This is a genomic window from Pseudomonas sp. W2Oct36 (assembly GCF_041060465.1).
Taxonomy (GTDB): Bacteria; Pseudomonadota; Gammaproteobacteria; order Pseudomonadales; family Pseudomonadaceae; genus Aquipseudomonas; species Aquipseudomonas graminis_B.
This window is the reverse complement of the sequence record NZ_JAUERW010000001.1, coordinates 262,076-286,868: the sequence shown is the minus strand read 5'-3', so window position 1 is coordinate 286,868 and position 24,793 is coordinate 262,076. Positions and strand designations below refer to the sequence as shown.

The following is a 24,793-nucleotide window of genomic DNA, read 5'->3' as shown; positions in this document are numbered from 1 at the left end:
CGTGAACGGGGGTATTCCAAAACACGGCGGTTTGACGCCATGCCCGGTACCCCATTGAACATCCCTATGACTTCAAGGCAGCGCCCAATGGCTAACTCAACCGATCCCGATTACCTGATCCGCTCGACCGTCGACATCGATTACCCCGACTTTTCAACGCTGCCAGAACCGGTGCGTGAAAAGTTTGAAAAGCTGCCAACGAAAGTTAACTTTTTCCGCATGCTGGGTTATAGCCCGGGCGCCTTTATTCCGGTGATTGATCTGACCCAGGCGATATTCAGGGACCTGACCCTTTCCGACTATCACAAGGAGTTGATGGTGTTGCTGTTGGCGGCCCATGAAAACGTTGCCTACGAATGGGAGCAGCACGTTTCGATCGCCCAGGCTGCGGGTGTGCGAAAGGATCAATTCGTCGCGATTGCAGAAGGCCGACTGGGTGATCCCCAGGCGTTCAAGGAAGATGAGCGTGTTCTGCTCACCTTCGGTCAGACCCTTATCAATAGAGGCAAGGTGCCGGGTGTGGTCTTCAAACACGCTTTGGCGTACTTCTCGCTTCAGGAATTGAGTGACGCGATCATCGTGGTCGGCTACTACCGGATGTTGTCCGGCTATCTCCAGACCTTCAATGTTGAGATTGATGCACAGACGGACGGGAACTGGATCAAGGGCTGAGCTTTAACGACGCGTCATGGAGCAATGGATGACGTAACGCTTTCCGTGCAGCCCGCGGTTAACAAGCGCAGCCCCACCGTTGCAGTGGGGCCTGCGTGGGGTTGTGGCAATTAGCGGCTGAAGCCGTCGAACGGCGCCATGTAGAGGGCACCAAACGGGTCCAGACGTTTACGGATTTCGGCATCCGGTGTGCCATACACCACCAGGCGGGTGATGGTGCACAGTTCGAGAAAGCGTTCGCCGAACGGCGCGAAGGTGGTGTCCACATGGCTGACCACGGATTCAACAGCGTAGCGCTCGAGGATATGCGCAACGCTTTGATCTTCATTGACGCTGTACTCGTACACCAGTGTGCCCGGCTCCTGCTTTGTGGCGGCAACGATCTGAGCGACCAGCGCTTTGAACGCCGGAAAATCGCCCGGTTTGATGGCAAGTGTGAACAGGCAGGAAATGTGCGGATGCATGGAAATCTCTTTCAGGGTTGGCGCCGTGGGACGCCGGGGTGAGGATGCACCGCTGGCCAGGCCGATGCCTTCGACGCGGTGATCAGGCTTGTGGTTTTTCGGGGGCTTCTCCAAACAACTTGCCGGACCCCGCCCAGTCCGAAGGCGCGATGTCTTCGAAAATGACGTAGATATACTCCGCTGGCGTACCGGTGTTTTTGACGATGCTTTCAGTGATCTCGGCAGCAACGGTGGCTTTCTGGGCGTGCTCTTTACCTTCGAACCAGCTAACGCGTACGACGGGCATGACGTATTCCTCGTGGGATCAAAATAAGGGCAGAAGGGCTCAGCCCGGGACGTACGGCAATGTAGGGTAGAAGCGTCTGGCGATAAACCGGCTAAAACTCTAAAGTGGGTAGACCTAATGTCTACTCCTCAAGGTCCTTATGGTTCCCATTGACTCGTTCCAGGGTGTCATCACTTTTGTCGTGGCTGCGCGCTCGAACAGCTTTACCGAAGCGGCCGGGCGACTCGGGATTTCGAAGTCCGCCGTGGGCAAATCTATTGCTCGCCTTGAAGAGCGGCTGGGCGTGCAGCTGTTTCACCGGTCCACCCGGCGTATCTCCCTGACTGCGGACGGGGATGCTTACTTCACCGCCTGCTCCAGTGCCCTTGAAGAAATCGGCGCTGCGGAAAGCGGGTTTGGCCCGGGAACCCGCGAGCCGTCCGGCCGATTGCGGGTAGACATGCCCGTAGCGTTCGGGCGGCGTGTTGTCGCGCCGCTGCTGTTCGAGATCGCGGACAAGTTTCCCGCGCTGCAGTTGAACATGACGTTTTCCGACCACCTCGTGGATCCGATAGAGGAGGGCATTGATCTGCTGGTTCGCTTTGGGGAGCTCAAGGACACCGGCGGGCTGGTGGCCCGCCGGCTGGCGCGGCAGCACTGGGCTATCTGCGCAGCGCCGAGCTATCTGGAGCGGTTCGGCGTGCCTGACACACTGGAAGATTTGACCCGCCATCAGTGCATTGTCGGGCATCGGCGGGGTCAGCCCCTGTCATGGCGCGTTCGGCAAGGGCAGGAAACCGTTCGCTACGCGCCCCCCTCAGCCCATCAGATCGGCGACGGCGAGGCGATGATTCTTGCGACTGTGGCCGGGATCGGCCTGTGCCAGATGCCGCGCTGCCTGTTCAGAGAGGACATTGAAGCAGGCAGGCTGGTTGAAGTACTGGTGGACTACACGCCCGAGCCGGTTGAAGTCCATGCTGTATGGCCCAGGGTTTCACACCTGCGCCCCAAAGTCAGGTACGTGGTGGATGAGTTGGTGCGATTGTGCGAGCACTGGGAGTAAGGCGCCTGGTCATCGCCTGCTCGCAACCAGCAATGCCAGAACTTCCTCGGGAAGCACCGGTGGGCTGAGCAGAAAACCCTGAGCATAAGGGCAGTCCAGCTCCCTGAGCTGGTCGAGTTGGCCGAGGGTTTCGACGCCCTCGGCAACAATCGCCAGGTCCAGCGCCTCGCCCAGAGACAGGATACTTTTGACGATGGCGACGCTGCGCTCATGTTTCATCATGCGCGTGACGAATGACCGATCGATCTTGATGGCGTCGATGGGGTAGCGGTCGATGTAGCCCAGGGAGCTGTAGCCGGTGCCGAAATCGTCCAGCGCAATCCGGATGCCCTGGGCGCGAAGGTCTTCGAGGGTTTTGGCGACCATCTCCGGTTCATGCAGGAACACTGACTCGGTGATCTCGATCTGCAAGGCACGGGCATCGAACCCGGTCTCTGCGATGATCTCGGCGACCTGAAGGGCGAAGTCTTTGCGGTTGAGCTCGACCCCTGACACGTTGACGTTCAGCTTGATGCCGCCCGAACCGGTCGCGGCAGCCCACTTCTTGACCTCGCGACAGGCGTTGCGCATGACCCACTGACCCAGATTGCAAATGACGCCAATGTCTTCGGCGACGCTGATGAACACATCAGGGGCGACAATCCCCAGGGTCGGGTGGCGCCACCTGACCAATGCTTCAACGCCCACTATCGTTTCAGTGGTAATGGAGAAGATCGGCTGGTAGACCAGATAGAACTCGTCCCGGGTTATCGCGTGCTTGAGCGCATTCTGCATCACCAGCAGGTCAATCGAGGCCTGGCGCATCGAGAGGTCGAAGACGGCCCAGCTGCCACGGCCTTTCTTCTTGGCGGCGTACATGGCCACGTCCGCGTCACGGATCAAGTCTTCGGCGGTGGTGTGCTGAACGTCCAGCGTCGCAATGCCGATGCTGCAGGAGATAAACAGCTGTTGCCCGTCGATGGCGGTCGGCAGGCTCAGGGCATGGGTCACGCGCTTGGCCGTCTCGATGGCCTGTTCCTGATGGCCTTCGTCGGTCAGCAGGATCGCGAACTCGTCGCCACCGATGCGGGCGATCACCGCCGAGGGATCAATGCACTCGCTCAGGCGTTCTGCAACGCTCTTGAGCAAGATGTCGCCCGCATGATGGCCCATGCCGTCGTTGACGTATTTGAATCGGTCCAGATCCAGGTACACCACCGTGGCCGCGCCGGGTTGATCGGCGCTCCCCTTGCTCAAGGCCGAATGGATGCGGGCCATGAAATAGCCGCGGTTCTTGAGCCTCGTCAACTCGTCGTGGAACGCTGCGTAGGACAGTTCGTCCTGAATGCGCTCCCGCTCGATCAGCCGTGACTCGAGCGCCACGCGCTCCTCACGATCAAGCTGGGCCTGGCGAAAGTTCTGCTCTGCGTCTTTACGTTCTGTGATGTCGCGCTGCACGGAAACCCAATGGGTGAACCAGCCTTTCTCGTTGGCGACCGGTACGATACTGAGCTGCACCCAGAACTTGGTGCCGTCACGACGGGTGTTGATCAGCTCGACCTCGACGGGATCCCAGCGCTGCAGCGCGTCCCTGATCTGCTGAAGCGTGGCGCGGTCAGTCTCGGCGCACTGCAGAATCCGGGGCGTCTTCCCCATGACTTCTTCCAGGCTGAACCCGGTGGTGGTGAGGAACGCCGGATTGCAATACACGATGCGCGGGCCGGGCAGATCGATGGGTTCGGCTTCGGTAATCAGGATGGCGTCCTTCGCGTTGACCACCACAGACTCCAGCAAGCGCAGGCGCTCGATGACCGCTGATCCGCCAGCCGCCTGTGTCGGGGTCAACTTGAGGGAGTCGTAGAGATCGGCCGCATGGGTCTGCACGCCATAGATGTGCGCGGCGCTGAGACGTTTGTGGGGAAGGGGGATCGTCATCAAGACCGCGCCGGTCAGGGCGGCGTTGCCATCGCGAATGGCCACGCAGACCAGCGACTCGTTGACCACGCGATCCAGCCCGGCAGGCAGCGCGGCATCAGCGGGCATGGCCTCGCCAACGTCGACAACGTCGCCGTAGGACAACACCATCTTCAGCCAGCCACCGGTGATTTCGTCTGCGCGCACCTCCGGTGCCGTGCCGTAGGTCGCCACGGTGCGCCACTGCTCTTGGTCTCGCACGATCAGGATGGCGCCGGTCGCCCCGGTCAGGTGGGAAGCCGCGTCCAGGAAATGACCCAACACTTCATGATTCTTCAAACCGAGATGAGCCTTGCCGGCCATATGCATTACCTGAAAGAGGGACGATGTACCAGGTGGACATTCGACACGCGTAGAGATCGGGAACCATTAGCAGCCGCGCAGTAGCGCGTGTGCACCTGGCGCCGGTTAGCACTTTCGGTATCGGCGTGGCGACGAAGTTCAACAGGACCCTGTGGCAAACAATCTGCGCGAAATGAGGAAGTGACCAAGGGGTGGCCACTCCGCGATTTCACTATGACATCATCGAAGGTGGGCTCGATGGAAAATATCGCTCCATGCGTGGTTGCAGCGAAGACACTACCACGCGCTGGACAGCTAAACGCTCCGTCTTTGGGACGGTCTCGTCATCCGCGACGGAGGTTCAAACCTATACAGCATTAAATAAATGTACAACCCTGGCTAAAGTTCATGGCATCCACTGCCGATCGAATATCTGAAACGTTTAATCCAAGACGAGCACCCGTGAGTCCGGCCTGAGCGCGCCTCGTCCGAGGCGTTTCACGGACAACAAACAGCGGTCGCCTAACGCTTTTCAGGGAAGGAGCCCCGCCCACTCAACATCATTTAGCTAGCGGACCTGCGCCATGAACAATAAATCCAATGCCACTGCAGAACTCGCCCAAACCGGCGCCGACCTGAATTCTCTGCTGAGCGCGATTGACCGCTCCCAAGCCGTCATCGAATTCGATCTGCAGGGCAATGTGCTGTACGCCAACCAGAATTTTCTCGACTGCATGGGCTACGACCTCGATGAAATTCGCGGGCGCCATCACCGGCTGTTTTGCATGCCCGACTATGCGACCAGCAAGGAATACCTGATGTTCTGGGAGAAGCTGGGCACCGGCAAATTTGACGCCGGCCAGTACCAGCGTCAGGCCAAGGACGGGCGCCAGATCTGGCTGCAGGCCACTTACAATCCGGTGATGGACAACAACGGCAAGCCATTCAAGATCGTCAAATTCGCCAGCGACGTCACTGAAGTGCGCAATCGCAATGCCGAGTGGGAAAGCAAAATCGAGGCGATCGAGCGCTCCCAGGCGTTGATCGAGTTCTCCCCCGACGGCTATGTATTGACCGCCAACAGCAAGTTTCTCTCGGCCATGGGCTACACGCTGGATGAAGTCGTGGGCCAGCACCACCGCATGTTTTGTGAGCCGGAATACTCGGCTTCCCTGGTGTACCGCGAATTTTGGGAGAAGCTGGGCAAGGGCGAGTACGACTCCAACGAGTACAAGCGGCTGAGCAAAGACGGTCGGGATGTCTGGATTCAGGCGTCCTATAACCCGATTCTCGATGCCCAGGGCCAGACCTACAAGATCGTCAAGTTCGCCACCGATGTGACCGAGACCAAACTTCGCACGATGGAGCACGAAGGCAAGGTCAACGCCATTAACCGCGCCCAGGGCGTGATCGAGTTCGACCTGAGCGGCAATATCCTCTCGGCTAACGCTAACTTTCTGGATCTGGTGGGGTACCGGATGGAGGAATTAAAGAACCTCCACCATTCGCTGTTTTGCGAACCCGAGTACGTCAAAACCACGCCTTACCGGGAATTCTGGGGCGCACTCAGCAGCGGCAAATTCTTCACCGGGCGCTTCATGCGCATCAGCAAGTACGGCCAGAAAATCTGGATTCAAGCGACCTATAACCCGGTGTTCAACGCGACGGGGCAACCCTACAAGGTGGTCAAGTTCGCCACCGACATTACCGCTCAGGTCGAGCTGGAAGAAGCCATTGAAGCCAAGACCCAGGCCATGGATGAGTCAGTCACCCGTCTGATGGACGCCATTGCCGAGGTGGTCAAAACCACCGGCGACGCCAACGATCAGGCACGCATTACCCAGGATGAAGCTCAGCGTGGTTCCCAGACCCTCAACGAGGCGTCCGCAGCGATGGACACCATCGGCAAATCGGCTGAGGACATCCAGGAAATCATTGAGGTGATCAGTACCATCGCCGGTCAGACCAACATGCTGGCGTTCAACGCCGCGATTGAGGCGGCACGGGCGGGTGAGCACGGTCTGGGCTTTTCAGTGGTGGCCGATGAGGTGCGCAAGCTGGCTGAAAAGTCTTCCCACGCCACCACAAAAATCAACAAATTGATCCAGGAGACGGTTCGCCGCATCAATTCCGGCAGCGAGATCTCCCGCAGCGCGGGCAGTGCGTTCGAGCGGATCGTGGCCGGGGTCGAAAAGACCAATGGTGCGATGAGTACCATCGGTGCCGCCACGCAGGAACAGCATCACCTGGCTGAGCGGGTATCGGAACTGATCGGCGAGCTCAACCGTATCAAGCTGGCGACCGGGTTGGGCAAGGGTTTGAGCGCCCCGGGCCAGGTTGAAAGCCTATGAGCGAGGCCCTTGCGTTTGGGGTAGTCAGGCTGGGCGGGCTGGAAGTCGCGATTGACGCCCAGGCACTGGAGCAGGTGATCAACTGGCCCGCGCGGCTGCAGGCTCATCCGCTGCAGGGCGGCGCCTTGCTTGGCATGTTCAGCCTGCGCGGCAAGGCCCTGCCACTGATTGAGCTGCGGTCGTTGCTGGGGGAGCATGACGTCTCCCGCCATGACCCGCTGGAGATGGTTGCCATCGTCAACCATCAAGGCCGGCGCCTGGGCATTGCGGTCAGCGGCGTCAGTGACGTGATGAAAGTCGAAGCGCGAAACCTGTGCCGTCTCGGCGGCGAGGGCACCGCGGTCGCGCTGCTGCCAGAACTCGTGCTGGTGGAAAATGAGCGAATGATTTACCGGCTCGACCTGGACGCGCTGTGCGGTTTGCCCCAGGTGTTGACTGCGCAGTCCAGGGACGTCGGCGACACGGTGGAGGTTCAGGACCCGTCCCGGGAGCTGCATCACTTGCTGTTGTTTGAGTGCGAAGGAAAGCGCTATGCGCTGGACGCGAGGGCGATTACCGAGTTGGTGGACCGCCCGGACATGCTGCCAAGCAAATTGGGTGGGGATTATTGCCTGGGCGTCGTCAATCGCCGTGGCGTTGATGTGCCTGCCTTGAGCCTGAACCGGGTACTGGGCATTGATTCCCCGGCGACGGCGACGGCGCAGGCCCAGAACCAGAACCAGCTGCTGGTGTTGACTTCGCGAGAAGGCTATCGCATCGGGCTGGTGTACGACCGGATGATTTCGATTGTGCGCAAGCGTGCTCACGAAATCCTGCCGTTGCCCCGCTATGGGTTACGGGAGCCGGGCCTGTTTGCCGGCGTTGTCGGGCTGGAGAACGGAGAGCAGGCGTTGTTGCTTGAGTACCGCGAGTTGCTCGAGCGCAAGGAGACGCTCAGTTTCGCCAGGATCTATCAGACCAGCCCGCCCAGCCAGGACGCGCCGGGTTCTCGTCTCATGCAGATGAACCAGACCTGCCTGGTGTTCCAGGCGGCCCAGCCGTTCGTGGTGCCCCTTGATCAAGTGCTGGAAATCCTCGACATGCCCGAGCACTTCGTGCGGTTTGCGCAAGAAGAGACGCATCTGCTGGGCAGTTTCAATTTGCGGGGCGAGCAGATCCCGCTGGTTTGCCTGAGCAGCTTGATTGAAGGCACAACACCTCCCGGCAATACGCTGGAGCGGGTGCTGCTGGTCAAGGGCGAACGTCATAGCTTCGGGCTGGTGGTCAACCGGACCGACTCCATCGAAACCTTCACCCATCCGGCCTCCGAGCACCCCGAGGGTTGGGAGCACGGCGCAATCGTCCGGGGCTCAGTCAATGACCGCATGCGCAGCCTGGTGAGCATCGGCAAGGGTGATCAGGTGCGCTGGATGACGCTGATCAATCTGAGCAACATCGTCAGAGGGTTGGAGATGACCGGGACTGAGGTGCAGACCCAGCGCCTCGCGGGGTAAGCCAGGGGCATTTGCCTCGCTGACGCTTTACGCATCAGTGAGCTGAAACCGGTAGCCCACGCCATACAACGATTCAATGGGCGTCTCACCACTGCAGGCCTGCTCCAGCTTGCGCCGCAGGTTGCGTATATGGCTGTCCACCGTACGGTCAGTCACCACGCGGTGGTCGGAGTAGAGCTTGTCGAGCAGTTGATCTCGGGAAAAGACCCGGCCGGCCGAACGCGCAAACGTGCTGAGCAACCGCAGTTCAAGGCGTGTCAGGTCCAGCTCGACACCATTGAGTGACGCGCGGTGTTGTGCGTCATCAATGATCAGCCGCGGCGCAGCGCCGGTCAGCAGTTGCGGGCCGCGGCGCAGGATGGCTTTGACCCGGGCCACCACCTCGCGGGGGCTGAATGGCTTGCAGATATAGTCGTCCGCGCCCAGGTCAAGGCCCCGGAGGCGGTCCACTTCTTCGACGCGAGCGGTGATCATGATGATCGGCACGGCGCTGAAACCGCGCAGGTCCTGGCAGACCTGCATACCGTCGCGCCCGGGCAGCATCAGGTCGAGCAGAATCAAGCGCGGTGTCTGGGCGCGCACGGTCGGCACCACTTGCAAGCCGTTATCCAGGCATCGAGTCGGGTAGCCCGCGGCGATCAGATAATCCTGCAGCAATGCGGCCAGCTTCGGTTCGTCTTCAACGATCAGGATCGGGCAGTCGTCGGTCATGGTTCAGATATTCCGTGGCAGATGCAGGGTCAGCCAAAGCCCACCAAGGGGCGAGTGAGCGGCGCTGAGGCTGCCGCCGTGGGCGAGGGCGATGCTGTGACAGATCGCCAGCCCCAGGCCGGCCCCGCCACTTGTACGGGCGCGGGACGATTCGCCCCGATAGAAACGTTCGAACAGGCGCGGCAGCTGCTCGTCCGACACCCCGGGACCGGAGTTCAGGAATTCGATGCATACGTTGTCGCGATCAAGGACGGCCCGGATGTGGATCAGCCCGTTCGGGTCGGTGTAGCGCACGGTGTTTTCCAGCAGGTTGGAAAACAGTTGCTGCAGGCGATTGGCATCGGCGGACAGTTCCAGGGGCTGGGACGGCAGGTCCAGTTCGACGCGCAACTGCCGGTCGGTCAAGCGCTCCTGGAACATCGACACGCTGTCCTGCAGCAGTTGATCAAGTGCGCAGGGCTGTTTTCGGTAGGTCAGCGCGCCGACATCCGCCAGGGACAGCTCGTATAAGTCATCCACCAGTTTGCTGAGCATGCTGACCTCACCTTGCAATGACTTCATCGACCCCTGGTTGAGGGTGCGTACGCCATCTTCGATGGCCTCCAGCTCTCCCCGCAATACCGACAGCGGGGTGCGCAACTCGTGGGACACATCCGCCATGAACTCGCGGCGCATCTGTTCGTTGCGTTCCAGGGTGTAGGCGAGCTGATTGAAGTCACGGGCCAGTTGGCCAACCTCGTCATTGGACGCCACCGCCACCCGCCCGCTGTAATCGCCGCTGGCCAGGCGATGCGTGGCGGCGGCCACCCGCTTGACCGGCTCCAGCAATGTGCGCGCGATCCACCAGGCAATCAGCATCGCCAGCAGCAGCGAAAAGGCCCCCATGACCAGGCTGGTGCGCAACTGGTATTGCTGGAACCGTTCGCCGCCGGCTTCCGTCACGCTCTGGAACGGGGTAACGGCCAGCCAGCCGACGGTTTCATCCGCCACCACAATCGGGCGTAACAGGGCGTCGTTGCCGATGTCCGGGTAGCCGTTCACGCGTTTTTTGTGTTGATCCAGCAACGCGATGCGAAACAGCGCGCCCGTCAGGTCCGACGCCAGGGGTGTGCGCAAGTCGTTCTTCGACGGATCCTCGCCGAGTTCGGGCCGCATGATGTCAAACCAGCGGTCCGGCTGGTTGCGCAGGAATTCCCAGTTCCCCTCACGGGCGTAGGCACTGGCCAGGCGCGGTAACACCGGCGCCATGCGGTCCAGCGCCTGCTCATTGAGATAGCCCAGAAAGCCCCGCCCGAAACTCCAGCTCGTCGCCAGTCCCATGCTCAGGATGACCAGCAGCACGCCGGCCAGTACGGCGACAAACAACTTGGTGGAGATGCTCAACTTCATGGAGGCCGGCCGGTAAGAAGGGATGGGGCATTTAGGCCCTCACGAAAGAAAGATTCAAGCCGGCCGGGCAATCTTCAATTTTCCTGCACATTTGCCTTGCACGATGGCGCCGACTCAAGCCATTCCGTCTTGCAGAGGCAGCTATGTCGACGAAAATACTCGCCAAATTCCTGGTAACCGCCGCGGTTCTCCTGGCCCTGATCATTCTGGTTATTCTGGGCGGTTGCTCCGGCGGCGAGCCTGCCCCTGAAGCGGTGATCCCGAAAGTCTCGGTGATCACCATCCAACCCCAGAGCCAGGTGCTGACCACCGAGCTGGCGGGGCGCACCCAGGCCTTCATGGTGGCGCAGATTCGTCCGCAGGTCGGTGGCATCGTCCAGCGGCGTCTGTTTGTCGAGGGCGCGGATGTGAAGGCCGGACAACCGCTGTACCAACTGGATCCGGCAACCTATACCGCCGCGCTGGCCCAGGCTCAGGCAAGTCTGGCCAAGTACCGGGCCACGCTCAACTCAGCCCAGGCCACGGCCAGGCGCAACGCCGGGCTGGTCAAAATCAACGCCATCAGCCAGCAAGACAACGAAGACGCTCAGGCGACCTTGCTGACGGCGGCCGCCGACGTAAAAGTCGCCGAGGCCGAAGTCCAGACCGCCCGGATTAATCTGGCTTACACCCGTATCACCTCGCCGGTCAGCGGCCGGATTGAAACCTCCACCGTGACCCCGGGGGCGTTGGTGGTGGCCAATCAGGACAGCGCATTGACCACGGTGCAGCAACTCGATCCGATCTATGTGGATGTGACTCAGTCGACCACCGAACTGCTGCGGCTCAAGCGTGACCTGGCCAGCGGCGCCTTACAGTCCACTGGCGAGGGCGAGGCACGCATCAGCCTGACACTCGACGATGGCAGCACCTACACCCACGAGGGGCGGCTCAAGGTCAGCGGCGTCAGTGTCAACGAGGGCACGGGCACCGTCACCCTTCGGGCTGAATTCGCCAACCCGGATCACCTGCTGTTGCCGGGCATGTATGTCCGTGGGGTGCTGGAACAGGCGCGCGATGACCAGGCCATTCTGGTGCCGCAAAAAGCCGTGAACCGCAGCGCCAGCGGCCTGACCACGGCGTTGCTGGTGGTGGACGGCAAGGTGCAACAGCGCGAGCTGACCATCGATCGGGCCGTGGGTAATCAGTGGTGGGTCACGGGCGGCTTGAAGGCGGGTGATCAGTTGATCGTCGAAGGCGGACAAAAGGTGCGTGCCGGTGCGGCCGTCCAGGTGCAGGACGCGAGTGATCAGGCAGCCACACCGTCCACCCCCGTGAAGGAGGGTTGAACGTGGCGCACTTTTTCATTGATCGACCGATTTTCGCCTGGGTCATCGCCATCGTGATCATGCTCGGCGGCGGCCTGTCCATCAGCCAGTTGCCCCTTGAGCAATACCCGGATATCGCGCCGCCCACCGTCAAGATTTCCGCCACGTACACCGGGGCCTCGGCCAAAACCGTGGAAGACTCGGTGACCCAGGTCATCGAGCAGCAAATGAAGGGGCTGGATAACCTGACCTACATGTCGGCCACCAGCAGTTCGGCTGGCAGCGCCAGCATCAGTTTGACCTTTACCGCCGGCACCGACCCGGATGTCGCCCAGATGCAGGTGCAGAACAAGCTGCAACAAGCCGAATCAAGACTGCCGCAAACGGTGCAAAGCGAAGGGCTGACGGTGACCAAGGGCGGCTCGGACTTTTTGATGATTGTCGCGCTGGCGTCGGCCGACCCCAGTGTCACGGGCACCCAGATCGGTGATTACATCTCCACCACCTTGCTGGACTCGATCAGCCGGATAGACGGTGTCGGCGACGTGCAGACGCTGGGATCAGGCTACGCCATGCGTATCTGGCTGGACCCTGCGCTGCTGGAAAAATACGCGCTGATGCCTTCGGACGTCAGCAGTGCCCTGGAGGCGCAGAATACCGAAGTCTCTGCCGGCCAGCTCGGTGCCTTGCCGGCCGTCAAGGGGCAGCAGTTGAACGCCACCATCAGCGCCCGCAGCAAACTGCAAACCGTCGACGAGTTTCGCAACGTGGTGGTCAAGTCCGACAGCGATGGGGCCGTGGTTCTGCTGGGCGACGTCGCGACCCTGGAGTTGGGCAGTGAAAGCTACGACATCAGTACAGCGCTCAATGGCAAGCCCGCTGCGGCCATGGGCGTGCAACTGGCGGCAGGCGCCAATGCGCTGAGCGTCGGCGACGCGGTCAAGGCCAAGCTTCAGGAAATGGAGCCGTTCTACCCCACAGAAATGCAGTTGAAGAACGTGATTGCCTACGACACCACGCCCTTTGTGAGCCTGTCCATCGAGGAGGTGGTCAAGGCCCTGGGCGAGGCGATCGTGCTGGTGGTGTTGATCATGTTTCTGTTCCTGCAGAACCTGCGCGCCACGCTGATCCCGGCGATCACCGTGCCGGTGGTGCTGTTGGGCACGTTCGGCGTGTTGTCGCTGTTCGGCTACTCGATCAACACCCTGACCATGTTCGCCATGGTCCTGGCGATCGGCTTGCTGGTGGACGACGCCATCGTGGTGGTGGAAAACGTCGAGCGGTTGATGGGCGAGGGGATGTCGCCCATGGCGGCCACGCGACAATCGATGAGTGAAATCAGCAGCGCACTGGTCGGCATTACCCTGGTGCTGAGTGCGGTGTTCATCCCCATGGCGTTTTTCGGCGGCTCCACCGGGATTATCTATCGGCAGTTTTCCGTGACCATTGTCTCGGCCATGGTCCTCTCGGTACTGGTCGCCATGACCCTGACACCCGCGTTGTGCGCTTCGCTGCTCAAAGCGCCCGACGGTAAGACGCCGGGTGCTCAGGGCGGGTTCTTCGGCTGGTTCAACCGCACCTTTGAACGGGCCAGTGCCGGTTATGAGCGCTGGGTCGGTGTGGTGTTGCGGCGGTGGGGGCGCAGCTTGTTGCTCTATGGGCTGGTGCTGGGGGTCATGGCGGTGGGCTACATGAATCTGGCCACCTCGTTCCTGCCGGACGAAGACCAGGGAATTCTGCTGGCACAGATCCAGTTGCCGGTAGGCGCGACGGACAGCCGCACACAGGCCGTGATCAAGCAGTTCGAGGAGTACATTCTCAAACAGCCCGAAGTCGAATCGATGATCAGCATCAGCGGGCTGGGCATGGGCGGTAACAGCCAGAATACCGCGCGGGCCTTTATCCGCCTCAAGGACTGGGCCGAGCGTGGCAGCTCCGGCCAGGATGCGGCCTCGATTGCCCAGCGGGCGACCATGGCGCTGTCCAGCATCGGTGATGCCGACGCATTCGTCATGCAGCCTCCAACGGTGCGCGGCCTGGGCCAGAGCTCGGGCTTCGACCTGCAACTCAAGGACCTTGGCGGTCTCGGCCATGATGCGTTAGTGGCGGCTCGGGAAAAGTTGCTTGAACTGGCCCGAAAGGACCCGCGCCTGCAGGGGGTTCGCAGCAATGGCCTGGACGATGCGCCGCAGCTGAAGATCAGCATCGACGACCGCAAGGCTGGCGCCATGAGCCTGAGCACCAGCGACATCAACGCCACCTTGTCGACGGCGTTGGGCGGTACGTATGTGAACGACTTTCTCAACCAGGGCCGAGTGAAAAAAGTCTATGTGCAGGGGCAGGCCTCCTCACGCATGCAGGCGGCGGACCTTGATCATTGGTTTGTCCGCAACAGCAACGGCGACATGGTGCCGTTCTCATCGTTTGCCAGCAGCGCGTGGAGTTACGGCTCGCCGTTGCTGGAGCGCTACAACGGTAATGCGTCCCTGGAAATCGTCGGCGATCCCGCGCCAGGGGTCAGTTCCGGGGACGCGATGAACGCGGTGCAAGCCATCGTCGGGCAATTGCCCCAAGGCATCGGCTACGAGTGGACCGGGCAGTCCTATCAACTGCGGCTGTCCGGCTCCCAGGCACCGCTGCTCTACGGGATATCGGTGTTGTTTGTGTTCCTGTGCCTGGCCGCGCTGTACGAGAGCTGGTCGGTGCCGTTTTCGGTGATTCTGGTGGTGCCCCTGGGGGTGATCGGTGCAGTGCTGGCGACCCGCGTCGCCGGGTTGAGCAACGACGTGTATTTCCAGGTGGGTCTCTTGACCACCGTGGGGCTGGCCGCGAAAAACGCGATCCTCATCGTTGAGTTCGCCAAGCACCTGCAAGAGCAGGGCAACAGCGTCATCGACGCCACGCTGATCGCGGTGCGGCAACGCCTGCGGCCGATCCTGATGACGTCCCTGGCGTTCATGTTCGGCGTGTTGCCACTGGCCTTGAGTACCGGCGCAGGCTCCGCCGGGCGTCAGGCCATCGGCACGGGCGTGCTGGGCGGCATGTTCAGCGCCACGGCGTTGGGCATCTTCTTTGTACCGCTGTTCTTTTTGCTGATTCGCCGCCGTTTTGGCCGCGTACGCAACGCTAACCAATCTGCCCCGACAGGTGATGCATGATCAAATCACACTGGCCTCTGCTGGCCGCCCTGGCCCTGGGCGGCTGCGTGAATCTGGCGCCGCAGTATGAGCGGCCTGAAGCGCCCGTCTCCGAGCAATGGCTGCCAGCCGCCAGCCTGCCAAAAGGGCAGGTGAGCGCAGACATCAAATGGCAGCAGTTTTTCACTGACCGTCGCCTGGCACAGGTGCAGAGCCTGGCGCTGGCCAATAATCGCGACTTGCGCCTGGCCAGCCTGAACGTCGAAAAGGCCCGGGCGCAATACCGCATCAAGCGCGCGGACCTGTTTCCTGCCATTGACGCAAGCGTCAGCGGCACCCACAGCCGCACGCCGGGTGGGCTGTCCAATTCCGGCTCAGCGGTCACCACCCACGATTACAGCGCCGAACTGGGGCTGAGCAGTTATGAGCTGGACGTGTTTGGCCGGGTCCGCAACCTGCGTGACGAAGCGCTGGAAGACTACCTGGCGCTGACGGAGACCCGGCGCAGCACGCAAATCAGCCTGGTGGCCGAGGTCGCCACGGCCTGGCTGACATTGGCCGCCGACAACGAACGGTTGCTGTTGGCCCGGGAAACCCTCACCAGCCAGTTGGCCACCTACGACCTGACCCAGCGCAGCTATGCCTTGGGCGGGTCTGCGGAGTTGGCCGTGGCACAGGCCCAGACCACGGTCGAAACGGCACGGGGCGATGTGGCCTTCTATGAGAGCGAGATTCTGCAGGACCGCAACGCCTTGCGCCTGCTGGTGGGCAGTGATGTGCCTGACGCGCTCCTGCCGGGTACGCACATGGAGTCGGCGGCGGTGTTGGTGGACATTCCGCCGGGCTTGCCCTCCAGCCTGTTGCAACAACGCCCGGATGTGTTGTCGGCGGAGCACACGCTCAGGTCCGCCAACATCGACATTGGCGCGGCCCGTGCGGCGTTCTACCCCAGCATCACCCTGACCGCCAGCGCCGGCTCATCCAGCGCTGCGCTGGCCGGCCTGTTCAAAGCCGGCAGCGGGGCCTGGACCTTTGCGCCGAGCATCAGCGTGCCCATTTTCAACGGGGGAAGTCACCGCGCGACCCTGGATTCGGCCAAGGTCGAACGTGACATTCAGGTGCAGACCTATCAGCAAACCCTGCAGACCGCGTTCCGTGAAGTGGCTGACGCGCTGGCCGTGCGCAGTACCCTGGATCGCCGTATCGCCGCGCAACAGGCGCTGACCGACGCCAGCCGCAAAAGCTTCGAACTCTCGGATGCGCTGTATCGCGGTGGCTCGAAAAGCTACCTCGAAGCCCTGGATGCACAACGCTCGCTCTACAGCGCCCAGCAAGACCTGATCACGCTGCGCCTGACCGAGCAGAGCAACCGCATCACCTTGTACAAAGTGCTGGGGGGCGGCTGGTACTGAGGGTGACGGCGAAACGCCGCTGCCACGTGCACACACACAACAAACGCAGCGATGGAACGGCGTGCGCACCACAAATCGGGTTACTTCACTCACTGGGGAATAAATATGTGCGCTTTTCGTTCCGCACTCAGCCGTCGCCTTCAAGGGCTCACCTGCGCCTGCCTGATCACCGTTTCACCGCTTTGCCATGCGGATCCGGAAACGGACCCATGGGAAGGTTTCAACCGGCCTGTGTTTTCGTTCAACGACACCCTGGACACGTATGCGCTCAAACCCCTGGCTCAAGCGTACCAATTCGTCACCCCGCACCTTGTCCAGGATGGGATTCACAACGTGTTGAACAATCTGGGTGAGGTGAAAAATCTGGCCAACAATCTGCTGCAAGCCCGGTTTCACAGCGCCGGCGTTGATACGAGTCGATTTTTGTTCAACAGCACGATTGGCCTGGCGGGCTTGATCGACGTTGCAACGCCGATGGGCTTGCCCCGCAGTGACGAGGACTTTGGCCAAACCCTCGGTCGCTGGGGTGTCGCGAGCGGCCCGTACCTGGTGCTGCCGTTGCTGGGGCCGAGCACACTGCGCGATGCACCGGCGATCCTCCCCGATGCCTACGCCAACCCGATTCGCTACATCGGCGACGTCCCAACGCGTAATAGCCTGTATGGCGCGGGCATCATCGACGGACGGGCTCAATACCTGAAGTCTGAAAAGCTCATCACCGGCGACAAGTACAACTTCATCCGAAGCGTCTATCTGCAAACCCGAGCGTTCAAGATCAACGGGGCAGAGGTGCAGGATGACTTTTGATCCGCTGGACGACCCGCAAAACGGCGCTGCCACGATGAGCCACCGCGACGGGCTTGCCAGATTTAAGGCCAGGGATCGAAATCCCTGGCTGGGCACAACCCTTTCAACTGGCCTTGGGCTCTCCCTGACCGATTTGCCAGACATAGGGTGGCTCGGTGCCGTTGATACTCCAGTCACCGACGATCTTGGCCTTGTAAATAAGCGGGTTATGGGACGCGACGGTCCGCGCATTACGCCAGTGTCGATCCAGGGCTTTATTGACGCTGATGCCTGAGGCGCCAAGCGCATTGAACAGGTCGGTAGCGGCTCGCAGAATCAGGTCAGAGACGACGACCTGTGCTTTTGCCGTTTCGATTTCCGCTGCAATGTTCGCCGTCCGCTCCGCCTCGGCATTCCCCGAAAAGCGAGCCTCGTAGGCTTGCTGCAACGGCCTTGCAGAGCGAAGGGTGGTCGCCTGTGCAGCGTAGACCTGCGCGGAAATCTGACCGACCACCTGTTGGATCTGAACATCGGCGCTCACGCGGCTGGCATTGCCGTGGCTGTAAACACGTGTGCGCTCGCGGATCTGCTGGGTAATGTCGCGTTCTATCGCCCGGCCTGTGCCCGCCAATACGGCGAGCAACACCAGTTGGTAGAACGCGGTTTGATAGTTGAAACGGTTTTCAAAGGGGATGATGTGTGTAGCCGGAACCGGCACGTTATTGAACACTGTGGTCCCGCTGCCGGTAGTGCGTTGTCCGAAACCGTCCCAATCATCACTTTGTTGTACGCCGGCATGACGGGCATCCACGACCGCAATCACGTCCGCCCCAGTGTCGGAACGCTGCGCGTACACATCGATCCAGTCAGAAAACAGACTGCCGGTGCTGTAGTATTTTTTGCCGCTCAAAAGAAACTGCGCTCCGTCCGGAGTCGCTTTGGTGATGACTTCACCGAGCTTTACATCGCCTGTTTCTGTCCAGGCGTTGCCCACTAAATCGCCTTCAACGAAGCGCCGGAACCATGTGTCGCGTTCGGCCGTCGGGGGCGAATTCAGTTGATCATCGACGAAGGCAAAATGGCCGCGCAGGGACTGCGGAATATTGGAGTCGGCTTCGGCCAGTTCGATCAGCAACTGGAACAGCGCTCAACAGAAGCGCCGGCGCCGCCATATTCCCTCGGCACGCGCACAGCACCGAACCCGGCCTGTTTGAGCCACTTGATGGGCTCGTTTGGGAGAGTACGAGCGTTTTCTCGCTCAACGGTGCCCGCTGCAATATGCTGGAACAAAGGCCGAAAACGATTGGCGAGTGCTTCGTAGTCGGTGCCCAGAGAAAGCGGATTGTTTGGCGTGTCAGGCATGGGGAACTCCCGTGATGATGAAAGCCGCTGGTGGTAACGGCGTTAAATACATCCGATGTGCATGCACCATGCCGAAACATAAATGGCCGAGTCATCGCGGTGAATCTGTTGAGTCCACGGACGCTGCTGTTGATGCATCAACAGTTGTGCTGTTTCGCTGGCTGCCCCGCGACACCTTTTCACGGCGTGCGGTAAAGACAACTGTTTGCCTGGAAACACCTGTTCAGCAAAACGTTGTTTGCCAGACGTCGAATAAAGACATGGCCCGGTCATAACCTATTGAAAAGGCAGGGTATAAACAGCTGGCACAGTTGCTGCTATTTCCTCATCAGGCAGGTAGACACACCGTACTTGGCGACCACGCCGGGCGGCTTCCTTGCTCTATTCGGAGATAGGCAGATGAGTCAGAACGCAATTAAATTCGCTTACTGGGTACCTAACGTCAGCGGCGGTTTGATCGTCAGTAAAATCGAGCAGCGCACTGACTGGGGCATCGAGTACAACCGCAAGCTGGCGCAGATTGCTGAAAAGTCGGGCTTTGAGTACGGGCTCACGCAAATCCGCTTCACGGCCGGCTACGGCGCCGACAACCAGCATGAGTCCGTTGCGTTCAGCCATGCGTTGTTGGCGGCGACCGAGAAACTCAAGGTGATCGCCGCCATCCTCCCCGGGCCCTGGACGCCCGCCGTCGTTGCCAAGCAACTGGCGACGATCGATCAACTCACGGCCGGCCGTGTGGCGATCAACATTGTCAGTGGCTGGTTCAAAGGTGAATTCCAAGCCATTGGTGAGCCATGGCTCGAGCATGACGAGCGCTACCGTCGTTCGGAGGAGTTCATCCAGGCGTTGAAAGGCATCTGGACAACCGACAATTTCACCTTCAAAGGCGATTTCTATCGCTTCCACAATTACACGCTGCGTCCGAAACCCATTCAGCAACCCCACCCTGAAATCTTTCAGGGCGGCAGCTCCCGCGCCGCCCGCGACATGGCTGCACGCGTCTCCGACTGGTACTTCACCAATGGCAACACGGTAGAAGGCATCAAGGCGCAGGTGGATGATATTCGCGCGAAGGCAGCGGCCAACGGGCATTCGGTCAAGATCGGCGTGAACGCTTTCATCATCGCTCGCGAAACCGAAGAGCAAGCGCGCGCGGTGCTTCAGGAAATCATCGATCAGGCTGATCCTGAAGCGGTGAATGCGTTCGGCGATGCGGCAAAACAGGCCGGCAAGGCCAGCCCTGAAGGCGAGGGTAATTGGGCCAAGTCCACGTTTGAAGACCTGGTCCAATACAACGACGGGTTTAAAACGAATCTGATTGGGACGCCGAAACAGATTGCCGAGCGCATTGTGGCGTTGAAAGCCGTGGGCGTGGACCTGGTGCTCTCTGCCTTTCTGCACTTTCAGGAGGAAGTGGCGTATTTCGGTGAACACGTACTGCCACTTGTACGGGAGCTGGAAGCGTCAGATCACACGGTCTCTGTGGCTCAAAGCGCTTGAGGTACGGTTCACAAACCACAGAATCAACGCAGCGGCGCTGATGCAGGCGCCCAGCAGGCTCACGGCAGACCATCCCCAGCGCGCATAAGCCTGGGTTGCAGCCACCGCGCCTGATGCGCTGCCTATCGAGTAGAAACACATGTACGCCCCGACCACTCGACTTTGAGCATCGGGGCGCGCCGCGAAGATCAGGTTCTGACTGGTGACATGGACTGCCTGGACGGCGAAGTCGAGCAGGATCACGCCGCAGACGAAGGCCAGCAGTGACGTCTGCGCAAAGCTGATGGGTAGCCAGGAAAACGTCAGCACGCCCAGCGCAACGCCGGTGACTCGTTGCCCCAGCCCCTGATCGGCCCAGCGTCCTGCTCGTCTGGCGGCCAGCGCACCTGCCACTCCGGCCAGACCGAACAGGCCAATGAGCGTGTGCGAAAGCGAGAGCGGCGGGGCGCTCAAGGGCAGCACCATCGCCGTCCACAACACAGAAAACGCCGCGAAGATGAGCAGCGCCAGCACCCCGCGTATCCTCAACGCAGGCTCACTGATCACCAGCTTGAAAACCGACCCGATCAGGTTCAGGTAGGTGCCTGAGCCGCGGGGCGATGGGCAGTCAGGCAAGCCTTGCCACAGCACTGCGCAGAGCGTGAGCATCAAGCCCGAGGACACGAAATACACCGCACGCCAGCCCGCCAGGTCCGCAACGAGGCCTGAGGCAAAACGCGCCATAAGAATCCCCAGCACAATGCCGCTGGTGACCGTGCCAACGATCTGCCCCCGTTGTGACGGCGCGGCAAGGACGGCGGCATAGGCAACCAGCACCTGAACCACCACGGCCATCAAACCCACGACGATCAAGGCCCCCAGTAGCGCCAGCCACGACGGCGCCGCGCCGACTGCTGCAAGCGCAATGGCCGATATGGCTGTCTGACCCAGCACCAGTCTTTTGCGGTTGACCCGATCACCCAATGGGACGATGAGCAGCAAACCCAGTGCATAACCGGCCTGAGTCGCCGTGACGACGACGCCGATCAGTCCTGCGTCAACGGCCAGACTGTAGGCCATGGCGTCGAGCAGGGGCTGGGCGAAATAAACATTGGCAACCGCCAGCGCACAGGTGACCGATAACAAAAGCGTGAGCCACGGCGACAGCGCCGGTTCTTGGGGGATGACGTCCGGACTTCTGTGCGGCCTGGATGGCGGTGGACAAGATGGGGACAGTCGTCCCAGTCTCGAATCAGTACCCTCTGTCATAACCCGCTCCTTGCCGGTAGACTGGTTGCAATCTGCAACCTGCTTGGATTCTGGCTTAATCCTGTTTTAGTTTGCAACCTCATTTTTCAGGTGTTGCGCAGGGCTCCACCTGACTCACGGCTCGGAAGGTTAAAAATGCTCGACCACGATTCCTCACACCGTCACGAGTGCCCGGTTGCCAGAGCATCGGAGGTCATCGGTGACCGATGGTCGTTGCTCATCGTCCGCGACGCGTTCGACGATATTCGTCGATTCAGCGAGTTTCAAAAGAGCCTGGGCGTGGCCAAGAATATTCTGGCTGCGCGCTTGAAGGCGTTGGTCGAGGTCGGGGTGTTCGAGATTTGCCCGGCGTCCGATGGCAGCGCCTACAAGGAATACGTCCTCACCGAAAAAGGACGTGAACTATTTCCGATCGTGGTCAGCCTGCGTCAGTGGGGCGAACGTTTTCAGTTTGCACCCCATGAAACCCGCTCAGTGCTGATGGACAACGCAACCGGTCAGCCGGTGATGAGGATGGCGGTTCAATCTGCGAGTGGCGAGACGCTTGGGCCAGCGGATTGCTATCGGATCAGAGTCACAGCTGACGACGTTTGAATGTGCACGTTAGCGGAGGGGAAAGGGCCTGCTCGATAATGAAGCCGGGGGCACATGCTCATTCCAGTGGAACAACGCAAACGATCAATCGAGGATGCTATATGTACGATTTTATAGGCGACACCCACGGTCAGAGCGAACGTCTCGAAGCGCTGTTGGTGCTGATGGGTTACACCCGGCGCGCGGGTATTTACAGCCATCCAACGCGCAAGGCGTTCTTCATGGGTGACCTGATCGACCGAGGTCCTCGACAAGTGGAAACGCTGGAGATCGCAAGGCGGATGGTAGAAAGCGGACACGCCCGGATCGTTCTTGGAAATCACGAATACAACGCCTGCGCCTGGGCAACCCCTGACCCGGAACATGCGGGTGAATTCCTGCGCGAACATACTGAAAAGAATCGCCATCAACACCGCGCTTTTTTAGACCAGGTTGGGGAAAACAGCGCGCTGCACCGTGACCTGATCGCGTGGTTCAAGACCCTGCCAGTGTATGTGGAGACACCTGAATTCAGGGCCATTCACGCCTGCTGGCATGCAACGCTCATTGAACGGTCCAAGCCTTATCTGGACGCAAACAATGCCATTCTTCCTGAGTCGTGGGCCCCCATGAGTCGCAAGGACAGTGAGCCTCACCTCATTATCGAAACGTTACTGAAGGGCACGGAAATCGATCTTCCGTCCGGCTTGAGCTACTGCGACGCTGATGGCACCGAGAGGGTTCGCACCCGTACCCGCTGGTGGGATGAATCAGCAAAAACATACCGCTCGGCCGGCATGCTCAAAAGTAGCTTGGTTCATCAGCTTCCCGAAGATCCGATTCCCGAGAAAAACCTGCTTGTTTATGACCAGGCCGCGCCTCTGTTCATCGGCCATTACTGGCAAACCGGCCGCCCCACCATCCTGAACCCGCACATGGTTTGCCTTGACTACAGCATCGGTAAAGGGACCAAGGGAACCAAGCTGTGTGCTTATCGGTGGAAGGGCGAAAAGGTGCTGACGAACGATGGGTTCGTATGGGTTGAAGCACGTGAAAGCGCGCAATCTCAGGAGGTTGTCGGTGAGCGCTAAGGCGCGGATCTGCCGCCTGGCAATCAGTTCAGATGAACCGCTGACAAATACCGCCCGAATCGGGCGGTTTTAATAGGACTCCGTCGAGCTACCTGTCACAGCGCCCCATTCGTATGTTGCCCATCCACCAGCCGCTGAATCCCCAACGGGTTAGCGTCTTGCAGAGCAGGGGGCAGCAAAGCGTCAGGGTAATTCTGGAAGCACACCGGGCGCAGGAAGCGGTCAATGGCCAATGTCCCCACCGACGTCCCGCGCGCGTCTGACGTCGCCGGGTACGGGCCACCATGCACCATGGTCTCGGTGACTTCCACCCCCGTCGGATAGCCATTCAACAGAATCCGGCCGACTTTTTCCTGCAAGAACTCGGTCAGCCAGCGGTATTCCAGCAGCTCACCCGCTTCGCCGAGGACGGTGGCCGTCAACTGCCCGCGCAGGCCATTGAGTGCTGCGGCCAGTTGCGCCTGGTCGGCAACTTCAATAACAATCGTGGCCGGCCCGAATACCTCTTCCTGGAGCAATTCGTCACCCTTGAGCAGCAAGCTGACGTCGGCTTTGAACAACTGCGGTTGGGCTTGTTTACCCTGTTGCGGACGTCCCGCCAGATGCTGCACGCCCGGGTGCGCGAGCAAGTGTTGCAGCCCCTTGCTGTAGCTGGCGAGGGCGCCGACATTGAGCATGGTCTGCGCCGGTTGATCGTTCATCTGTGCAGTGAAGCGCTCCAGGAACGCCGTGAAATCGGCCGACTGCACGCCGATGATCAGCCCGGGGTTGGTGCAAAACTGCCCGCAACCCAGGGTCACCGAAGCGGCAAGTTCATTGGCGAGGGTGTCGCCACGCACCTTTAGGGCCTGGGGGAGAATGATCACCGGGTTGATGCTCGACATCTCGGCGAATACCGGAATCGGCTGGGCACGCTCCGCCGCCATCTTGCACAAGGCGTTGCCGCCTTTGAGAGAACCGGTGAACCCCACGGCTTGAATTGCTGGATGCTTGATCAGCCACTCGCCGACGCCCCCGCCATAGATCATGTTGAACACACCGTCGGGCATACCGGTGCGCGCCGCGGCACGCATGATCGCGTCCGCCACCCATTCGGCGGTGGCCATGTGGCCGCTGTGGGCTTTGAACACCACCGGGCAGCCCGCCGCCAAGGCAGAGGCGGTATCGCCACCGGCAGTGGAAAACGCCAGCGGGAAGTTGCTGGCGCCGAACACGGCCACCGGACCCAGCGCGATTCGGAACTGACGCAAATCGGGGCGGGGCAGGGGTCTACGATCCGGCAGGGCGCGATCAATGCGTGCCCCGTAAAAGTCACCGCGCCGCAGCACGTTGGCGAACAGGCGCATTTGCCCGCTGGTGCGACCACGCTCGCCCTGGATACGCCCGGCAGGCAACGCCGTCTCACGGCAGACAGTGCTGACAAAATCGTCGCCCAAGGCATCCAGCTCGTCGGCGATAGTGTCGAGAAATTCGGCGCGGCACGAGGCGGGCAGATTGCGGTAAATCGGGTAGGCACTAGCGGCCGCCTTGGCTGCCGCGTCGACTTCGTCTTGCGTCGCCTGGGTGAAATGGCCTGGGAGTGCCTCTTCTGTGGTCGCATCGAAGCTTTGCAACTGCACACTGCCGGCGCCGAGTCGCTGTCCGCCGATGTAGTTCAGACCGAGAATCTGAGTCATGTCAGGGCTCCTGATTGAATAAGTAAATGTCGGGACACCCGCTGAGCCAAGCGGCTCC

Annotated in this window: 19 protein-coding genes and 1 pseudogene; 12 read left to right on the top strand and 8 right to left on the bottom strand. The window is 60.6% G+C overall.

Translation table 11 applies throughout. The annotated features are described in order from the left end of the window. Positions 1-66 precede the first annotated feature (66 nt). The gene (locus QWI18_RS01280) at positions 67-672 is read left to right on the top strand and encodes a carboxymuconolactone decarboxylase family protein (RefSeq protein WP_369317973.1); all 606 of its coding nucleotides are present in this window, start codon (positions 67-69) and stop codon (positions 670-672) included. 110 nt (positions 673-782) lie between these two features. On the opposite strand, the gene QWI18_RS01275 is transcribed toward QWI18_RS01280, so the two are convergent. Both QWI18_RS01275 and QWI18_RS01270 read right to left on the bottom strand, forming a co-directional pair. Beyond that, positions 783-1,136 carry a putative quinol monooxygenase gene (locus tag QWI18_RS01275; protein WP_296309919.1) on the bottom strand — a complete coding sequence of 118 codons (354 nt, stop codon included), beginning with the start codon at positions 1,134-1,136 and terminating at the stop codon, positions 783-785. Positions 1,137-1,218: 82 nt separating this feature from the next. Next, positions 1,219-1,422 carry a 4-oxalocrotonate tautomerase family protein gene (locus QWI18_RS01270; RefSeq protein ID WP_296309917.1) on the bottom strand — a complete coding sequence of 68 codons (204 nt, stop codon included), beginning with the start codon at positions 1,420-1,422 and terminating at the stop codon, positions 1,219-1,221. 139 nt (positions 1,423-1,561) lie between these two features. Between QWI18_RS01270 and QWI18_RS01265 the strand changes: the two genes are divergently transcribed. Next, entirely contained in the window at positions 1,562-2,464 is a 903-nt protein-coding gene (locus QWI18_RS01265) for a LysR family transcriptional regulator (protein WP_369317972.1), read from the top strand. A 9-nt stretch (positions 2,465-2,473) separates the two neighbouring features. Here QWI18_RS01265 and QWI18_RS01260 read toward each other — a convergent pair whose 3' ends face one another. After that, positions 2,474-4,720 (bottom strand): putative bifunctional diguanylate cyclase/phosphodiesterase, encoded by a 2,247-nt coding sequence (locus QWI18_RS01260; RefSeq protein ID WP_369317971.1) that lies wholly within the window; start codon positions 4,718-4,720, stop codon positions 2,474-2,476. Between the two features lie 563 nt (positions 4,721-5,283). Between QWI18_RS01260 and QWI18_RS01255 the strand changes: the two genes are divergently transcribed. Beyond that, positions 5,284-7,050 carry a PAS domain-containing protein gene (locus QWI18_RS01255; RefSeq protein WP_369317970.1) on the top strand — a complete coding sequence of 589 codons (1,767 nt, stop codon included), beginning with the start codon at positions 5,284-5,286 and terminating at the stop codon, positions 7,048-7,050. Beyond that, positions 7,047-8,543, top strand: a complete 1,497-nt coding sequence (locus tag QWI18_RS01250) for a chemotaxis protein CheW (RefSeq protein WP_369317969.1) — start codon at positions 7,047-7,049, stop codon at positions 8,541-8,543. Before QWI18_RS01255 ends, QWI18_RS01250 begins: the two co-directional genes overlap by 4 nt. Positions 8,544-8,570: 27 nt before the next feature. Here QWI18_RS01250 and QWI18_RS01245 read toward each other — a convergent pair whose 3' ends face one another. Both QWI18_RS01245 and baeS read right to left on the bottom strand, forming a co-directional pair. Further along, the gene (locus QWI18_RS01245; RefSeq protein WP_369317968.1) at positions 8,571-9,254 is read right to left on the bottom strand and encodes a response regulator; all 684 of its coding nucleotides are present in this window, start codon (positions 9,252-9,254) and stop codon (positions 8,571-8,573) included. A 3-nt stretch (positions 9,255-9,257) separates the two neighbouring features. Next, positions 9,258-10,643 carry a sensor histidine kinase efflux regulator BaeS gene (gene baeS, locus QWI18_RS01240; RefSeq protein ID WP_369317967.1) on the bottom strand — a complete coding sequence of 462 codons (1,386 nt, stop codon included), beginning with the start codon at positions 10,641-10,643 and terminating at the stop codon, positions 9,258-9,260. A gap of 143 nt (positions 10,644-10,786) precedes the next feature. Between baeS and QWI18_RS01235 the strand changes: the two genes are divergently transcribed. From QWI18_RS01235 to QWI18_RS01220, 4 genes are read left to right on the top strand one after another with little or no spacing between them, the layout of a single operon-like run. Next, positions 10,787-11,971 (top strand): efflux RND transporter periplasmic adaptor subunit, encoded by a 1,185-nt coding sequence (locus tag QWI18_RS01235; protein WP_369317966.1) that lies wholly within the window; start codon positions 10,787-10,789, stop codon positions 11,969-11,971. A 2-nt stretch (positions 11,972-11,973) separates the two neighbouring features. Continuing rightward, positions 11,974-15,108, top strand: coding sequence for an efflux RND transporter permease subunit (locus tag QWI18_RS01230; protein WP_369317965.1), 3,135 nt, complete (start codon positions 11,974-11,976; stop codon positions 15,106-15,108). Further along, positions 15,105-16,499 carry an efflux transporter outer membrane subunit gene (locus tag QWI18_RS01225; protein WP_296308413.1) on the top strand — a complete coding sequence of 465 codons (1,395 nt, stop codon included), beginning with the start codon at positions 15,105-15,107 and terminating at the stop codon, positions 16,497-16,499. Before QWI18_RS01230 ends, QWI18_RS01225 begins: the two co-directional genes overlap by 4 nt. A 51-nt stretch (positions 16,500-16,550) precedes the next feature. After that, a complete protein-coding gene (locus QWI18_RS01220) occupies positions 16,551-17,306 on the top strand; it encodes a VacJ family lipoprotein (RefSeq protein WP_369317964.1) in 756 nt (251 codons plus the stop codon). 103 nt (positions 17,307-17,409) lie between these two features. Here the strand turns inward: QWI18_RS01220 and QWI18_RS01215 are convergent. Further along, positions 17,410-18,647, bottom strand: a pseudogene (locus QWI18_RS01215) (acyl-CoA dehydrogenase family protein). A gap of 14 nt (positions 18,648-18,661) precedes the next feature. On the opposite strand from QWI18_RS01215, the gene QWI18_RS01210 reads away from it, so the two are divergent. Together QWI18_RS01210 and sfnG are read left to right on the top strand one after the other, a co-directional pair. Beyond that, complete coding sequence (locus QWI18_RS01210) at positions 18,662-18,922, top strand: hypothetical protein (RefSeq protein ID WP_192131574.1); 261 nt, start codon at positions 18,662-18,664, stop codon at positions 18,920-18,922. Positions 18,923-19,046: 124 nt separating this feature from the next. Further along, complete coding sequence (gene sfnG / locus QWI18_RS01205) at positions 19,047-20,147, top strand: dimethylsulfone monooxygenase SfnG (protein WP_192131576.1); 1,101 nt, start codon at positions 19,047-19,049, stop codon at positions 20,145-20,147. On the opposite strand, the gene QWI18_RS01200 is transcribed toward sfnG, so the two are convergent. Beyond that, on the bottom strand, positions 20,112-21,311 hold the full coding sequence (locus QWI18_RS01200; RefSeq protein WP_369318164.1) for an MFS transporter: 1,200 nt from the start codon (positions 21,309-21,311) through the stop codon (positions 20,112-20,114). The two genes, sfnG and QWI18_RS01200, sit on opposite strands and share 36 nt — an antisense overlap. 219 nt (positions 21,312-21,530) lie before the next feature. Between QWI18_RS01200 and QWI18_RS01195 the strand changes: the two genes are divergently transcribed. Further along, positions 21,531-21,989: a winged helix-turn-helix transcriptional regulator gene (locus tag QWI18_RS01195; RefSeq protein ID WP_369317963.1), complete on the top strand. Its 459-nt coding sequence runs from the start codon at positions 21,531-21,533 to the stop codon at positions 21,987-21,989. A 101-nt stretch (positions 21,990-22,090) separates the two neighbouring features. Then, complete coding sequence (locus QWI18_RS01190) at positions 22,091-23,059, top strand: metallophosphoesterase (protein ID WP_369317962.1); 969 nt, start codon at positions 22,091-22,093, stop codon at positions 23,057-23,059. 95 nt (positions 23,060-23,154) lie between these two features. Here QWI18_RS01190 and QWI18_RS01185 read toward each other — a convergent pair whose 3' ends face one another. Next, positions 23,155-24,735: an aldehyde dehydrogenase (NADP(+)) gene (locus QWI18_RS01185; RefSeq protein ID WP_369317961.1), complete on the bottom strand. Its 1,581-nt coding sequence runs from the start codon at positions 24,733-24,735 to the stop codon at positions 23,155-23,157. Positions 24,736-24,793: the final 58 nt, after the last annotated feature.